The 14,042-nt window shown below is 71.1% G+C and carries 16 protein-coding genes and 1 pseudogene; 4 read left to right on the top strand and 13 right to left on the bottom strand.

The annotated features are described in order from the left end of the window. The 4 genes and pseudogenes from DEIPI_RS40760 to DEIPI_RS0126625 form a co-directional block, all read right to left on the bottom strand. Positions 1–384: pseudogene (locus tag DEIPI_RS40760) on the bottom strand (hypothetical protein); the annotation flags it as partial. A 239-nt stretch (positions 385–623) separates the two neighbouring features. Further along, positions 624–2,777 (bottom strand): family 1 glycosylhydrolase, encoded by a 2,154-nt coding sequence (locus DEIPI_RS0126640; RefSeq protein ID WP_027483795.1) that lies wholly within the window; start codon positions 2,775–2,777, stop codon positions 624–626. Between the two features lie 293 nt (positions 2,778–3,070). Then, a complete protein-coding gene (locus DEIPI_RS0126635; protein WP_027483794.1) occupies positions 3,071–3,337 on the bottom strand; it encodes a hypothetical protein in 267 nt (88 codons plus the stop codon). 425 nt (positions 3,338–3,762) lie between these two features. Further along, complete coding sequence (locus DEIPI_RS0126625; RefSeq protein ID WP_027483793.1) at positions 3,763–4,149, bottom strand: hypothetical protein; 387 nt, start codon at positions 4,147–4,149, stop codon at positions 3,763–3,765. A 90-nt stretch (positions 4,150–4,239) separates the two neighbouring features. Between DEIPI_RS0126625 and DEIPI_RS0126620 the strand changes: the two genes are divergently transcribed. From DEIPI_RS0126620 to DEIPI_RS34965, 3 genes are all read left to right on the top strand, one after another. After that, positions 4,240–4,494 carry a hypothetical protein gene (locus tag DEIPI_RS0126620; RefSeq protein ID WP_027483792.1) on the top strand — a complete coding sequence of 85 codons (255 nt, stop codon included), beginning with the start codon at positions 4,240–4,242 and terminating at the stop codon, positions 4,492–4,494. Positions 4,495–4,799: 305 nt separating this feature from the next. Beyond that, positions 4,800–5,204 carry a c-type cytochrome gene (locus DEIPI_RS34970; RefSeq protein WP_052352057.1) on the top strand — a complete coding sequence of 135 codons (405 nt, stop codon included), beginning with the start codon at positions 4,800–4,802 and terminating at the stop codon, positions 5,202–5,204. 176 nt (positions 5,205–5,380) lie between these two features. Then, complete coding sequence (locus DEIPI_RS34965; RefSeq protein ID WP_045235284.1) at positions 5,381–5,785, top strand: DUF6069 family protein; 405 nt, start codon at positions 5,381–5,383, stop codon at positions 5,783–5,785. A gap of 51 nt (positions 5,786–5,836) precedes the next feature. Here the strand turns inward: DEIPI_RS34965 and DEIPI_RS0126605 are convergent, their stop codons facing one another. The 8 genes from DEIPI_RS0126605 to DEIPI_RS0126570 form a co-directional block, all read right to left on the bottom strand. Beyond that, a complete protein-coding gene (locus tag DEIPI_RS0126605) occupies positions 5,837–7,558 on the bottom strand; it encodes a b(o/a)3-type cytochrome-c oxidase subunit 1 (RefSeq protein ID WP_027483790.1) in 1,722 nt (573 codons plus the stop codon). After that, positions 7,555–8,040 (bottom strand): cupredoxin domain-containing protein, encoded by a 486-nt coding sequence (locus DEIPI_RS0126600; protein WP_027483789.1) that lies wholly within the window; start codon positions 8,038–8,040, stop codon positions 7,555–7,557. Before DEIPI_RS0126600 ends, DEIPI_RS0126605 begins: the two co-directional genes overlap by 4 nt. Before the next feature lie 3 nt (positions 8,041–8,043). Further along, the gene (locus DEIPI_RS38525; protein WP_157464144.1) at positions 8,044–8,196 is read right to left on the bottom strand and encodes a hypothetical protein; all 153 of its coding nucleotides are present in this window, start codon (positions 8,194–8,196) and stop codon (positions 8,044–8,046) included. A 61-nt stretch (positions 8,197–8,257) separates the two neighbouring features. Continuing rightward, positions 8,258–8,719 (bottom strand): arginine repressor, encoded by a 462-nt coding sequence (gene argR / locus DEIPI_RS0126590; RefSeq protein WP_027483788.1) that lies wholly within the window; start codon positions 8,717–8,719, stop codon positions 8,258–8,260. 87 nt (positions 8,720–8,806) lie between these two features. Beyond that, positions 8,807–10,042, bottom strand: a complete 1,236-nt coding sequence (gene coaBC / locus DEIPI_RS0126585) for a bifunctional phosphopantothenoylcysteine decarboxylase/phosphopantothenate--cysteine ligase CoaBC (RefSeq protein WP_027483787.1) — start codon at positions 10,040–10,042, stop codon at positions 8,807–8,809. A gap of 180 nt (positions 10,043–10,222) precedes the next feature. Continuing rightward, on the bottom strand, positions 10,223–10,522 hold the full coding sequence (locus DEIPI_RS0126580; RefSeq protein ID WP_027483786.1) for a DNA-directed RNA polymerase subunit omega: 300 nt from the start codon (positions 10,520–10,522) through the stop codon (positions 10,223–10,225). Positions 10,523–10,594: 72 nt separating this feature from the next. Beyond that, on the bottom strand, positions 10,595–11,350 hold the full coding sequence (locus DEIPI_RS0126575; RefSeq protein ID WP_027483785.1) for a hypothetical protein: 756 nt from the start codon (positions 11,348–11,350) through the stop codon (positions 10,595–10,597). Between the two features lie 61 nt (positions 11,351–11,411). After that, on the bottom strand, positions 11,412–12,134 hold the full coding sequence (locus DEIPI_RS0126570; protein WP_027483784.1) for a Cas5 family CRISPR-associated protein: 723 nt from the start codon (positions 12,132–12,134) through the stop codon (positions 11,412–11,414). Between the two features lie 324 nt (positions 12,135–12,458). On the opposite strand from DEIPI_RS0126570, the gene DEIPI_RS0126565 reads away from it, so the two are divergent. After that, positions 12,459–13,394 (top strand): magnesium transporter CorA family protein, encoded by a 936-nt coding sequence (locus DEIPI_RS0126565; protein ID WP_027483783.1) that lies wholly within the window; start codon positions 12,459–12,461, stop codon positions 13,392–13,394. On the opposite strand, the gene DEIPI_RS34960 is transcribed toward DEIPI_RS0126565, so the two are convergent. Then, positions 13,391–14,042, bottom strand: a 652-nt coding sequence (locus tag DEIPI_RS34960; RefSeq protein WP_045235283.1) for a hypothetical protein, incomplete at its 5' end; no start/stop codon positions are given. The genes DEIPI_RS0126565 and DEIPI_RS34960 overlap by 4 nt on opposite strands.

Genomic DNA, 14,042 nt, shown 5'->3' with positions numbered 1-14,042 from the left:
GAGCTGCCCGAGCCGCTCCTCGCGGTACGGGACGAGGGCCGCGTCCCCGTGCCCGTCGGGACGGACCGGACGGAGCGAGGCGGACGTGACGGCGCTGCCCGCCAGCGTCTGCAGGGCGGTCGCCGTCCGCTCCAGCGTCCGGGTGAGCGACTCGTCCTCCCCGCCATCCGGGACGTCGGGCAGCAGGTCCTTCAGGCGGAGGGCGACGTCGCGCGTGACGTCCTTCGTCACGCGCGTCAGGGCGTCCGGGTCGAGGACGACCCGGACCACCCGGTCGTACGAGAAGACGTTCGGGCCGCGGTACACGCGCGTGTCCACGACGACGAGCGCGGAGGTGGAGGGTCGTTCTCCGGACTCGGTCGGAGCCGGTCGGTCGGTCGTCATAGTGCGCTCCTCGAAAGAGATGGAAGGTGGGCCGGCTGGCCCCACCCGGAATCTATCCGTGCCCGCGGTGCCGTTTCCTGGACCGACCTGTAGACGCGTTCAGAGATCACACCGTTGGCAGCGCGGACAGGCCAAAGAGTTCGTTCAGGTGCGCGCCGAGCCCCTTCATTCGAGGAGAGAGGCTCCGCGTCCACGTGGAGCCCGGCGTCCGGGACGACGCGCCGCCGGCGCGGCGCGTGTCAGTCGGCGGCGTCGGCGGCGTACCGCTCCAGGGCGCTTTCGAGCGACGGCATGACCAGCCCCCGCTCGCTGCGCAGCACGCTGAAGCGTGGCCGGGGCGCCCTCCACTCCAGCGTCTCGCGCGGCGTGTCGAGGACGCCGTCCCCGGGGAGGTTCAGCAACTGCGCGAGTCGGCGCGTGACGTCCGCCCAGCTCGACGCGCCCTGGTTCGCGAGGTGCCACACGCCACGCTCCCCGTCGACGAGCAGGTCGAGGCTGGTGTGCACCAGGTCCGGCAGGTACGTCGGCGAGCAGCGGTGCGCGCCGTCCACCTCGCACGTCCGTCCGGCGCGCAGAGAAGCGAGGGCGCTGCCGAGCACCCCGCTTCGGTCCGCCGAGCCGAACAACGACGCGCTCGACCGCACCACCAGCGCCTCCTTGTGGAACGCGAGCACCTGCCGTTCGGCCTCCAGCTTCGCCCGCCCGTACGTGTTGAGGGGCGCGGCGCGGTCCCCCTCGTGGTACGGCGTGTCGCGGTCCCCGGCGAACACCTGATCGGACGAGAAGGTCAGCAGCCGCACCTCCCGGCTCGCGCAGGCGCGCGCCAGCACCGCGAGCCCCACCGCCGTGGCGCGCCAGAACACGCCCGGAAGCTGCTGCGCCCGGTCGATCCAGCCGTACCCGGCGGTGTTCACGATCGCCCAGGGGTCGTGTCGGTCCAGCCAGGCCCGGACGGCCGCGGCGTCCGTGAGGTCGAGTTCGTCCCAGCGCAGCAGGCGATGCTCCAGGCCGCGCTCCTCGCACAGCCGCCGCACCGTCCGGCCGAGCCGCCCCCCGCCGAGGATCAGCAGAGGTCGGGCGGTCCCCTCACGCTCGCTCGTGGCCGGCGCTTCGCCCACCGGGGGGTAGAAGAACCGATCCGGCCGTTCCCAGAAGCCCCGTGACGCGAGCACGGGATGCTGCCCGGCCTGCCCGTCCGCGTGACCCCGCAGGAGCGCCGCGAGCGCGGTGGGCCTGGGCACGGTCGAGCGGACGTCGAACGCGCCGGGCTCGTAATGACCGCCGAAGCTGGTGTGCAGGGTGTTCCAGTCGAAGCTGCCCAGGATCGCCCACGACGTCACGGCGCGGACGTCCGCACCTCGTGCGCGCGCCCCCTCGGCGGCGTGCCAGAACGACTCGAACCACCGCAGCTGCTCCTCGCGGGTGCTGCCGAGGTGCGCCTCCGTGATCGCGATCGGCCGCCCGTACCGCTCCCAGGTTTCCATCAGGAGCGCCTCGATCCCGGCGGGCCGCCGGTACACCCGGATCGCCTCGACGTCGGCATGCGTGGCGTTCACGTGATGCGCGCGGTAGCGCCCCTTGCGTTCGTCGAGGAAGCGTTCGCTGGTGACGTAGTAGTCCACGCCGATCACGTCGGGTGGGCAGGGGTTGTGGGCGAACCACGCGAGTTCCTCGCTCGTGGCGCCCGCGCCGAGCAGGTAGGACCACAGCGGGTGCTTGTCGTTCACGCGTCCGCACAGCAGGTCGTAGGCGAGCCAGCGCCGTTCGTTCTGGAAGTCCGCCTCGGCCTGCATGGCGGGTGTCGCGTGGGCCTTGCCGAGATCGTCGGTCTGCACGAGCTCCGCGTGCGGGCTCACCTCGCGGATGGCGCGCATCGCGAGGACCGTGCCCCGGCATTCGTTCAGCAGCGCCCGCACGAAGCTCGCGTCGGAGGTGTGGTGCGGGTACCACACGCCGTACAGACCGCTGAACCGCGCGGTGGTGAGGGGTTCGTTGACGGGGGTGTACGCGGTGAGCCAGGGGTAGCGCCGGGCGACCTCGCGGGCGTACGCGGCGAGCTTCTCGGGGAAGAGGGGGTCGAGCAGATCCGTGTAGCGGGGGCCGCTGCCGTGGTGCAGCAGCGTCGCGATGGGCTGCACGTTCAGGTCGCGCAGCGTCCCGAGCCGCTCGTCCGTCCACGTCCAGTCGTGACGGTCGGGCGCGTCGGGCGCGACGTGTTCCCACAGGACGGGGTAGCGGATGCGGCGCGCGCCGAGCGTGGCGAGCATCGCGAGGTCCTCGTGGCGGCGATCGTGGCCGCAGACCCGGAGCTGGTCGAGCCAGGTGTCACGCACGCGGTTGAGCGTGCATTCCACGCCGATCCACAGTTCGAGCGCGGAGGACGGGGCGGTCATGCAGGCCCCCGGGTCGTGCCGGGCGCGAGCAGCGGGAGGGGTCGGGTGAGGTCGCGCATGCCTGGCATTGTGGCCCGCGCGGAAGTCGTGAGCATCGCACCCGCATGAAGTGCGTCCGGCGTCAATCCTGCCCTGCCCCCCGACTTCTCTGAAGGTTCTTCACGAGGCGACGCCAGGCACGTCACCGCGCCGCGGCAGGCGTCCTCGCTCGCCCGCGGCGCGTGGAGCGGCGGGAGGTGGCGCCCCGGCGACGCTCCCCCCGACCGCTCGGAGGTCGACCGCTGCGTCGGAGTTCACGACGTGAGGTCGAGCGCCGTCACCAGGACGCTCTTCGTGCTTCCCGCGAGGCTGTCGAGCACGCGGCGTGCCGACTGTCTCGTGGTGAACACGCGGGGCAGTTCGTGCTCCACCACCTCGAGTCGCCGCTTCCCGTCCTCGCCGGCGACGGTCCAGATGCCCACGACGATGCGGAAGGTTCCGTCCGCGTCCTCCTGCACCTTGAGGCTGCGAACGATGTTGAGGTTGTAGAGTTCGTCGTCGATCTCGATGAAGCTGGTCATGTCGGATGTCCTTTGCGGGTGCAGGAAGGCGTCGACCCTGCCGGGCGGACGGGGTGGAGGACGAGGCGGCCCCTCGGGGACAGGCGTCCGACGACCTGGTCGGACGTGCCCGGCACGAAGCGGCAGGTGAGCGTCATGACGTGAACCTCCCTCGGATGGAGAGAAGAGTGCAGGCAGTGTAGTGGTGGCGTGTGGTGAGGCGTTGATCGGACCTGTCGAGGCGTCTTGGTTCGTTTGAATACAGTTCGTTGATTCCGATGACGACGTGTTGAGTGGACGCACACGTCGTGACCGTCCGTCCGCGAACCGGGTGACGCGGGACGGCGGTCACGACGCTTGCCGTGAAGGCGGATATGGCGCACCCTCGCGGCGCTCGTGCCACGTGTCGAGGGGAAGTCGGCGACGGACGGGCCGTCGACCCGAGCTCAGACGGACGACGTCCGCGCCGACCCTGCGCCGCGCGGGCGGAGCGTCCAGAACCACACGGCCAGCGCGGAGTTCAGGACGACGTTGAAGATCGCCGACTGCATCGTGTACTCCCCCACCGCCCACCAGTACGCGTTGATGAGCACGTTGAGCAGGCCGCCCGCGGCGATGATCGGCATGATCGGCGCGTACCGCTCGGCGTCCCCGGCGAACACCCAGTACATCACGCCGAACGCGACCAGCGCCCCGCCGTACTCGGACGCCAGCCCCCAGTTGCGCAGGTGCAGGTCGAACACGACGTTGCCCACCCCGGGGAACAGCAGGGTGAGTCCCGCGAGGACCAGCCAGATGGACGCGACCCTGAACGCCAGTGACCGTGAACGCATACGGACCTGCCTTTCGGGGAGGGATGGGAACGAGAAGGACGAACCGGGAGTCGTCCTCAGCGTACGCTCCCGCAGGGAGGCAGGACAAGCGTGACGCTCGCGCCGGCGGGGCCGTTCCGCATACGCTGGTTCATGGACAGCCATGCGCGGGCGGTCTCGCTGATTCGACGGCAACGCGACGAGCTCCTCGACACCCTCCACGTCTGCGAGACGAACCTCCCTCCGGACCTGCGTGCCCTGCACGCCGACCGCCTCGCGTTCCTCGCCGGACTCGTGCGAGCACACGCGGATGACGCGGTTCATCTGCTGCACGGCGCAACCCGGGTGGGAGGCGAGGACGGGTAGGCCCGGCCGCTCGCGCTCACGAGTGCCGCTCGGCTCGGCCTCCCGGAGTCCGGTCGTCAGGCGGTCGGAACGACAGGGTCCGGATCGCGTCACGCCGAAGGGGAGTGCCCTGGTCCGGGCCGTTTTCCTCCGGCGCGTCGGTGGTGTGCGCCCCTGTCTGTTCCGAGGTCCGGTGTGTGACGGGCCCCGTCATGGGTGTCGCGGTCGTGGCGCTCGCCTCGGCGGCCGGGCGCCGTAATGCCGTGGAAACGCGCGCGCGCGAGGGTACGGGCAGTCGGGCGCCGCCGCGTCCCGTGGGAGGTCGCATGAGGAACACCGCCGTCGTCGCCGCGCTGGCCCTGCTGGGTGTGGGCGCGGCCATCTCCGGGTACGTCGTGGGCCGCGCCATCGAGCGGCCCGGCATTGTGGTCTCGGACGCCTCCACGCCCGCACCCGCGCGCGTGGCCGTCCTCAGTGGCGACGGGCTGTTCTCCGCGAACTGCGGCGGCTGTCACGGCGCGCGGGCGCAGGGCGGCGTGGGTCCGAAGCTCGCCGGGCTCGTGAAGGGCTGGGACGAGCAGACCTTCCGGAGCGCGGTGCTCGACGGCAAGGGAGAGGGTGGCCGCGCGCTCGCGCCGATGATGCCGCGTTTCGGGAGCACCGGCCTCGGCGGTCACGTGCCGACGGACGAGGAGATCGAGGCGCTGTACCGGCACCTCCGGCAGCTCTGAGGGCAGGAGGGAGGGCGGAAGGCCGCGGCCTTCCGCCCTCCCTCTTGCAACTTCACTTTAAAAGTCGTAGTAGTATGACAAGTGTACGTGGCGGGCTCCCGCCGCCCCTCACCCACCCCGGTCGTCGTCACCTGCGTCCTGCCCCGGCCCACCGCCCCCAGACCCAGGAGGACCCCATGACCACCACCGTCCTGCCCGCCCGCCCGAACCTGCGCCCCGTGCTCTGGACGGCCCCACTGGCGGGCGTGCTCGCCGCCGCCGTCAACGTGGCGCTGTTCCTGCTCACCCGCTCCCTGTTCGACGGCGTGCTCGTCGGCCCGCAGCAGATGAGCATCACCGCCGGGGCGGTCGTCGTGACGTCGCTCGTCGGGGCGCTCGGCGCGGGCGTCGTGTACGCCCTGCTCGCCCGCTCCGGTCGCGCCCGCCTCTTCCCCGGCGTCGCGCTCGCGTTCCTGCTTCTCTCCCTCGCGGGTCCGCTGACCGCCGCGGGCGTACCGCTCGCCGTGAAGCTGACGCTCTGCGCCATGCACGTCGTCACGTACGCGGCCGTGATGCTGCTCGTCCCCCGGCGCCGCGCGTGAAGAGCGTGGGGCCCTCCCGCGTGGGAGGGCCCCTCTCGGGTCAGGCCGCGGCTACCAGAGGCGCGCGCCGGGCACCGGGTGCTGGTTGAGCAGCATCGCGACGAGCTCCGGGCCGTACATCACCGCCACGAGCGCGAGCGCCACGAAGAACAGCGCCCACAGGTTCTCCAGGACCCGCGTCATCGCGTGCACGCGCCCGTCCTTCCCGGCCGCCGCGACCTGCTCGCTGAAGGGCACCGGCACCTCCTGCGCGCCCGCCTCGCGGCGTCCGAGCAGCGTCGCGAAGATCACGCCGAAGTACAGGACCGCGCCGACGAGCAGGATCATGCCGCTGATGCCGGTGAGGGCCATCGGCACGGCGGCCTTGTGGTAGACGGCCTGCAGTTCGGGGCCCGCCGCCGAGATCTGCGCGCGGCGCGGGATACCTAGCAGGCCTTCCCAGTGCATGCCGAGCGCGAACACCATCATCCCGGCGAACCAGAACCACACGGACCAGAGCGCCACGCGTGGGCTCGCGAGCTTCTTCCCGGTGAGGTGCGGCAGCAGCCAGAAGCTCACCGCGAAGAACGTCAGCGTGGTGGCCGTCCCGACCGTGATGTGGAAGTGCCCGGGAATCCAGGCGGTGTTGTGTACGACCGCGTCAATGGCCATGCTGGCGTTCGCGATGCCGCCCGCGCCGCCGAAGATGAAGCTGATCATCGCGAGGGCCTGCCCGGTGAAGATCGCGTCCTTCCAGGGCAGCCTGCCCATCCAGCGGATCCAGCCGCGCCCGCCTCGCAGCCGGGCCGCGTACTCCATGCTGGCGGCGACGCTGAAGGCGGTGAGCAGGGACGGGACCGCCACGAGGAAGGTCAGGAGCATGTGCACGACCTTCCACAGCGCGGGAATGCCGGGGTCGGTGTACTGGTGGTGGAAGCCGACGGGCGTGCTGATCAGCAGGAAGAGCGCGAACGCGAGCCGCGCGAGGGGTTCGCTGACGATCCTTCCGCCCATCTGGCGCGGCACGAGCGCGTACCAGCTGACGTAGGCGGGCAGCAGCCAGAAGTACACGATGGGGTGCCCAGTGTACCAGAAGAGCGTGCGCGCCAGCAGCGGATCGACGCCCTTGGTGATGCCGAGCGACCACGGGATGAGGAAGACGAGGACCTCCACGACGAGTCCGAGCGACGCGACGAACCACATCATCCACGTGGCGACGCTCATGTACGTGACGATCGGCGTGACCCTGCCCGGGTTCCGCCGCTTCCAGCCCCACCAGATCGTGACGGTCTGGATGCCGACGACGAGGCTGGCCGCGACGAGCATCGCCGCGCCGATGTAGAAGAGCGGGTGGCCCATCAGGGGCGGGTAGAAGGTGTAGAGGACGGTGGCGTCGTTCGTGAGGAGCGGCACGGCGGCGAGCGCGGTGCCGACCGTCATGGTCCAGTAGGCGCCCCAGGCGACGATGAGGTTGGGCCGCACGCCGAGTTCACGGCAGGGCAGGTACAGCAGCAGCCCGCTGATGAAGAACGTCGTGAAGACGAGCGCGTTGAGCACGCCGTGCAGGCTGAGGCCCTGGTAGTAGGACTTCAGGAAGGGCAGGTGGGAGTACACGTCGACGCCCGCGTAGTTGAGCGCCTGCAGGGGCCCGATCAGCACGCCGATCAGCAGGGCCAGCAGGCCCGTCGCGAGGAAGTAGAGCGTGACCTTCTTGTGGGGGTGCGCGGCGTAGCCGTGCCCGCGCCCACGGACGTCGGGGGTGGTGTCGGGACCGCCGAGGGGGGTACTGGTCATTTCGCGTTCTCCACGATGAGCTTGAAGGCCATGTTCTGGTGACCGGCGCCGCAGTACTCGTTGCAGGCGCTGGTGTACGTGCCGGGCGTGCGGAAGGTGGCGCTCGCGACGCCCTCGTGTCCGGGGATCAGCTCGAAGTTGATGTTGCTGCCCTCGATCTGGACGCCGTGCAGCACGTCGGCGGCGGTGAAGTGGAACGTGACCCTGCGTCCGGCCGGGATGGTCAGGACGGACGGCGTGAAGGTGAACGCGCGCGCGACGACGTACGCGTGGAGTTCACCGTTCTCCTCGTGGAGGCCGGGCTTCGCGTAGGCCGTCGTTTCCAGGTGGGCGGGGTCGACGAACCTCGTGCGGCTCTCGACGACGCCGGGCAGCGTGTCGGAGATCATGCTGGCGAGCACGCCGACGAAGAGCAGCACGACGAGCACCACGGAGACGCCCATCCAGCCGAGTTCGTAGCGTTCGATGACGTCGTGGCGCACGGCTCAGGCCCTTCCCTGCAGGATGCCGAGCACGAGGAACCACATGAGCAGGGTGGCGGTGAGGACGACGGCACTGACGAAGAGGGTGCCCCTGGGCGGCGCGCCCTGGCCTTCGTGGGCGTCCTCGTGGGCGTCGTGGGGGGCGGGGTTGGACATGACGTGCCTCCTTGCACCTCGAGGGTGGTGCGGAGGCATTACGCGGGAGTTACGGCGCCGCTCAGCCGATCATGAGGGCGTGGAGTTCCTCGAGGAGGGCCTCGCCTTCCGCGGTGGTGCGGGCCACGAGGAGGATGGTGTCCTGCCCGGCGAGGGTGCCGACGATGTCGTCGCGGCGGAGCTTGTCGATGAAGAAGGCGACGCCGCTCGCGTGGCCCTCGGCGGTCTTGACGATGAGGAGGTTCTCGCCGCGGTCGACGTCGGTGACGAAGCTGCGGAAGAGCCGTCCGAGTTCGTCCATGACGTCCGTCTCGGTCTGGACCTGCGCGAGGGAGTAGCGGTGCTTGCTCTTGCCGATGGGGAGCCGGACGAGCCGCAGCTCGTTGATGTCGCGCGAGACGGTCGCCTGCGTGACGCGGATGCCCTCGGCGCGGAGGCGCTCGACGAGTTCCGCCTGGGTGCTGACGTTCTCCTTGGCGATGATTTCCTGGATTCGCTTCTGTCGTTGTTCCTTGCTGATCACGCGTCCTCCATGGACCCTGCGTGGTGCGGGGTCCGGTCGGTGCCGTCCGATGCGCGGTTCGGCGCGCCCTCTGGAGCGTACTAATAATTATACAGGTCGCGCGTAATTATACAACCTGGCGGCCTCGTCCAGCAGACGCTCGGCCACCTCGCGCTTGCTCATCAGGGGCCACGCGTCCGACGAGCCGTCCGCGCGCACCAGCGTCACCTGGTTCGTCTCCCCGCCGAAGCCCGTCCCCTCGCGCGTCGGGTAGTTCAGCAGCACGAAGTCGGCGTTCTTGCGCCGCGCCTTGTCCGCCGCGCGCTCCACGCCCGCGTGCGTCTCCATCGCGAAGCCCACCAGCACCCGCCGCCCCTTGCGCGCTCCCATCTCCACGAAGAAGTCCGGGTTCGGCGCGAGCTCCACCGTCAGCGCCTCGCTCGACTTCGGCTTCTTCTCCGCCGAGGGGTTCGCCGCACGGTAGTCCGCGATGGCCGCCGTCATCACGACGACGTCCGCGTCCTCGAAACGCGCCAGCGTCGCCTCGCGCATCTCCAGGGCGCTCTCCACGGCCACCACCTCCGCGCCCACGGGCGCGGGAATGGACACCGGACCGCTCACCAGCGTCACGCGCGCCCCGCGCGCCAGCGCCCGCTCCGCCACCGCGTAGCCCATCTTCCCGCTCGACGGGTTCGAGATGAAGCGCACCGGGTCGAGGTACTCCCGCGTCGGGCCCGCCGTCACGAGGACGTGCAGGCCCGCCAGGTCACGCGGCGCCTCCCGCGCGCCCACGAGGGCCGCCGCCTCCCGCGCGATCTCCTCGGGTTCCGCCATCCGCCCGAAGCCCGCGCCCTCCCCGCTGCTGCCCAGCGGTCCGAACACCGGCCCCACGAACGCGTGCCCCCAGCCGCGCAGCGTCTCCACGTTGCGCGCCGTCGCCGGGTGCTCCCACATCGTCGGGTTCATCGCGGGCGCCCACAGCACGGGCGCCCGCGTCGAGAGCAGCGTCGCCCCGGCGAGGTCGTCCGCGCGGCCCGCCGCGTGCCGCGCGATCGCGTCGGCGCTCGCGGCGGCCACCACCACCACGTCGGCACGCGCGAGCTGCAGGTGCTGCGCCTCCGGACGCGGCGCGAACCACGTCTCGTCCGTGAAGACCGCGTGATCGCTCGCCGTGGCGAGCGACAGTTCCGTGGTGAAGGCCAGCGACGCGCGCGTCGCGACCGCGCGCGTATCGAAGCCCGCCTCGCGCAGACGACGCAGGACCATCGGGGCCTTCACGGCCGCCATGGACCCCGACACGATCACGAGGGCGAGAGGACGACGGGCGCTGAGCGGCTCATTCATGCGGCAGGCTCCTTGAAACGGCACGCGAACCGGGGGAAGCTCACCCACGAGCTTCCCCCGGCGTCACGATCTGGAAGGGAGGGGGAACATCACGATCACAGCCCGGAACCCAGCGCAACGTCACGTCGACTCGCTTCGCTCGGCGAAACCTCGGCCTTCGCCGAGGTTCTGGTCGGCGATCTAGTCGCGGTCGCGGTCGCGCTCGGCGTTGAGCTGCGCCTGCAGCTGCGCCTGACGGGCCCGCTGGTAGTCGACGTTCATGCGGTCCTCGTCGATGAGGTCCTCACCGACGGTGAGGCGGCCCGTGGCGAGCTCGCGCATGGACTGGGTGACGAGGTTGCGGTACTGCACGCGCTGCTCGTGCGGCAGGACGCTCGCGGCACCCGAGCGGAGCTGGATGGCGCGCTTCGCGACCACGACGGAGAGGCGGTACTTGCTGTCCGTCAGCGAGAGCAGCTTGTCGATGTCTTTTTCGGCCATGTGGTCCTCCAGTGGGACGGCCGTGGCCGTCCGGGCATAACGCCCCATGATAGAGCCCCGTGAGGTGAGAGCTCAAGATCGGCGGTCGGGCAGGATCGCGCCGCCCGCGATCCACAGCAGCACCGCCGCGAAGGCGGGCTGGAGCAGCACGAGCGCCGTGTCCACCTGCAGCGAGCAGCCCTGCGGGCGGACGCAGACCTCCTCGGGGAGGCTCGCGAAGCTCAGCCTCACCTCGCCGAGCGCGCCCCAGCCGCCCGTCGCGCCCGAGAGCGTGAGGTACACCCACCACAGCAGCACGAAGACCGCGAAGCCGCCCAGAAGGCGCAGACGCGACGTGCGGCCCACGACGCTCGCGAGCAGCGCGATGGCGGGCGGAACGGGCAGCACGGCGAGCGCCAGGAGCCCGAGCCGCCACGACACGTCCGGACCGAGGTGGATCTCGGCGAGCGGAATCGTACCGGACACGAAGTACAGGGCCGAGCCGAGCAGGGCCAGCGCGAGGACCAGCACCTCCGTCAGCAACCACGCGTACTTCGCGAGGACGATCCTGATCCCGCTGGGCCGCTCGCTCGGCCAGGCCTCCCGCGTGGGCGGCCCGAAGGCGGCGAAGCCGCCGAACAGCCAGTACACGGCGGGAATGGCGCCGATGAGCGCCGCCACGATGAGCCGGAGCTGCGGGTTCTCCACCCGCCAGGCGATGAGCACGTCCAGCAGCACGATCAGCACGACGCCCAGCAGCAGCGTGAGGCCCTTCTGGCGGGCCTCGGCAGCCCAGAGGCGTCCGAAGGTGGACCCGGACGGGCGGCTCGACGTCATGCCGATCGACATGTCTGAGCTTACCCCGCGCGTGCCCGGCGGACCTTGCAACTTCGCTGAACGAACACGGGCGTCACGGGCGCCTCGGTCGGGCCTCCTCCCAGGTGTCCCAGGGATCGGCGCCGGAGGACTGGGTCGGAAGGACGACCGGACGCTCCCGGACCGCGTCCCGGGGTTCGAGGGTCTGCCGCCACATCAGGACGTAGCGCGCGACGACCGGGCCGGTCCGGACGCACCAGCGCGGCTGGTCGAGGACGACGCCCCCGACGGGCCGATGCTGCAGGGGCACGTACGCACCGTCCTCCACCACGAAGGTCAGGGGGCGGCCCTCCGGAAGGTCCGCCGGGTGCCGCTGGAGGCTCTCGGTGAGGTGCGTGCCGTGCAGACCGCCGGCCACGTAGAGCGGCACGCTGGGCGGCACGCGCCGCGCGAGGCCCGGCAGGCGCCGGGGCGTGCGCAGCGCCTCCTGCAGGTCGAACAGGACCTTCCGGTCGTGGTGCTCCAGCCCGACGAGGAAGGACGCGTCCCTCACGGTGACGCGCCTTCCGGCGGCCTCCATCTCGGCGTGACCGGGGCGGTCCACGCGCACGCCGAGCCGGAGGTCCAGCAGGGGCACCTGCCTGGGATCGCGCCGTCCGAGGCCCATGACCTGACACACGAGCGACAGGACGAAGCGTTTGGAGGGCAGGGCGTGCAGCTCCGGAAGCAGGTCGCTGTTCATGCCCTCGGGCAGGCCGTAGGTCCAGTGCTGGACGGGGCCTTCGAGCCGCAGCAGCAGGGTCGCTTGGCAGTCCATGCGCACAGTCTGAGGGGCGCCGCGCAGCCTGATGTCGCCCCTGTCTAGGGCGGTTATGCCTAGAGGGAATCTTCATCTTGTCCTGCCCGCCGCCCTCCGCTAGCATTGGAGGGCCACGGGAGCCCAGCCGCTCCCACCCGGCCGGGCGCTCCAGGGGCGCCCGGCCCCGCGCAGGCACGCCCACGCCGTGGGCCCGAGAGGAGGTGGTGAACGTGACGACAGCCCCGACCGCCGAGATCGAACCGCCCAGTCAGCCCGTCCTCGCGCCACACCTCCGGAGGCCGCCATGCGCCACACACACCTGAACCACGCGGGGCAGCGAGCATGCTGACCTACTACCGCTCCATCGGCGGGAAGCTCGGCACCGTCGACACCTACACCGACGGCTGCTGGATCAACGTCGTCGCGCCCACCCCCGAGGAACTCGCCCGCGTCAGCCGCGAGACGGGCCTCACCCTCGAATTCCTCCAGTACCCCCTCGACCCGGACGAACGCTCCCGCTTCGAACGCGAGGACGAGGGCCAGCTGCTCATCGTCCTCCAGACGTCCCAGCGGCTCGGCGAGGACAGCGACATCCCCTACGACACCGTCCCGCTCGGCATCCTGCACACCGACCACTGCCTCGTCACCGTCTGCGCGCAGGACAACCAGACCATCCGCGACGTCACGGGCGGCCTCGTGCGGCAGGTCCGCACCGCCAAGAAGAACCGCCTCACCCTCCAGATCTTCCTGCGCGCCGCGCAGCGCTTCCTGATCGACCTGCGCCGCATCGACAAGGCCATCGACCAGGCCGAGGACCGCCTGGAGCACGCCACGCGCAACAGGGAACTCCTTGACCTGCTCAAGCTCGAGAAGTCCCTCGTGTACTTCAAGACGGCCCTCAAGAGCAACGAGCTCATGATGGAACGCCTCAAGCGCGAGCGGCTCTTCGACCTCTACGAGGACGACCAGGACCTCCTCAACGACGTCCTCATCGAGAACCTCCAGGCGATCGAGATGACCGACATCAGCACGAACATCCTCACGTCCACCGTGGGCACCTTCGCGTCCGTCATCAGCAACAACGTGAACGCCGTCGTGAAGATCCTGACGATCACCACCATCCTCGTGGCCATCCCGACGCTCGTGACGAGCATCTTCGGGATGAACGTGCCGCTGCCCTTCCAGAAGAATCCCGAGGCGCTGTTCATCGTCCTCGGGATCGCGTTCGGGTTCTCCATCCTGCTGGGCCTGCTGTTCCGCCGCCTGCGCTGGTTCTAGTGCCGCACGGCCTCGAGGCCCGCGAGCCTGGCCGCCCACTCCAGCGGCGGCAGCAGGGGCGCGCGCCAGCGCGGCTCCGTCTCCTGCCAGCCGAGCCGCGCGGACAGGCCGCCCCAGGTGCAGACGGTCTCCGCGCCGCCCTCGCGCATGAGGCTCTCCACGAGCGCGAGGCAGCGGGCGCGCCACGCCCCGACCGCCTCGCGCGCGCGCGGGTCGCCCGCGTCCGCCGCGTCGAACAGCAGGCCCGCGAAGCGCGCGTAGTCCCCGCCGCCGCGTCCGCGCGCCCACTCCATCAGGGCGCGCGGCGTCGCGAACTCCTCGCGCAGGGGCCGCGCGAGCGGCGTGTCCCGCCCGTCCTCCCAGTCGGACAGGCCGAGCCGCACGGCGCCGAGCCCCAGGTCCGAGCCGCCGCCCTGCTCCAGCGGGAAGCCCCAGCCCATGCGGCGCCGCACCACGCCGTCCTGACCGCGCGACAGCGCCACACAGCCCGTCCCGACGATCAACAGGACGCCCGGCCCGCCCCCGAAGGCCGCGCCGAGCGTGAGGGACGCGTCGCCCTGCGCGACGAGCCGCGCGAAGGGGTGCGGCACGGACGCGAGCGCCGCCTCGTCGGCGGGCGTCGCGAGCCCCGCGATGCCCGCGTGCACG

This window comes from Deinococcus pimensis DSM 21231 (genome assembly GCF_000519345.1).
GTDB classification, from domain to species: Bacteria; Deinococcota; Deinococci; order Deinococcales; family Deinococcaceae; genus Deinococcus_A; species Deinococcus_A pimensis.
The sequence above is the reverse complement of the archived record's forward strand: the minus strand, read 5'-3'. Positions and strand labels throughout refer to the sequence as shown.

What these genes read in the sequence shown, in the direction of transcription:
- DEIPI_RS0126580 (WP_027483786.1), bottom strand. Translation starts at nt 10,522, where the DNA reads ATGGCCGAAAAAGACATCGACAAGCTGCTCTCGCTGACGGACAGCAAG.
- DEIPI_RS0126605 (WP_027483790.1), bottom strand. Translation starts at nt 7,558, where the DNA reads ATGACCAGTACCCCCCTCGGCGGTCCCGACACCACCCCCGACGTCCGT.
- DEIPI_RS34965 (WP_045235284.1), top strand. Translation starts at nt 5,381, where the DNA reads ATGACCACCACCGTCCTGCCCGCCCGCCCGAACCTGCGCCCCGTGCTC.
- DEIPI_RS0126635 (WP_027483794.1), bottom strand. Translation starts at nt 3,337, where the DNA reads ATGACCAGCTTCATCGAGATCGACGACGAACTCTACAACCTCAACATC.
- DEIPI_RS38525 (WP_157464144.1), bottom strand. Translation starts at nt 8,196, where the DNA reads ATGTCCAACCCCGCCCCCCACGACGCCCACGAGGACGCCCACGAAGGC.
- coaBC (WP_027483787.1), bottom strand. Translation starts at nt 10,042, where the DNA reads ATGAATGAGCCGCTCAGCGCCCGTCGTCCTCTCGCCCTCGTGATCGTG.
- DEIPI_RS0126570 (WP_027483784.1), bottom strand. Translation starts at nt 12,134, where the DNA reads ATGGACTGCCAAGCGACCCTGCTGCTGCGGCTCGAAGGCCCCGTCCAG.
- DEIPI_RS0126575 (WP_027483785.1), bottom strand. Translation starts at nt 11,350, where the DNA reads ATGTCGATCGGCATGACGTCGAGCCGCCCGTCCGGGTCCACCTTCGGA.
- DEIPI_RS0126625 (WP_027483793.1), bottom strand. Translation starts at nt 4,149, where the DNA reads ATGCGTTCACGGTCACTGGCGTTCAGGGTCGCGTCCATCTGGCTGGTC.
- DEIPI_RS0126565 (WP_027483783.1), top strand. Translation starts at nt 12,459, where the DNA reads ATGCTGACCTACTACCGCTCCATCGGCGGGAAGCTCGGCACCGTCGAC.
- DEIPI_RS0126640 (WP_027483795.1), bottom strand. Translation starts at nt 2,777, where the DNA reads ATGACCGCCCCGTCCTCCGCGCTCGAACTGTGGATCGGCGTGGAATGC.
- DEIPI_RS34970 (WP_052352057.1), top strand. Translation starts at nt 4,800, where the DNA reads ATGAGGAACACCGCCGTCGTCGCCGCGCTGGCCCTGCTGGGTGTGGGC.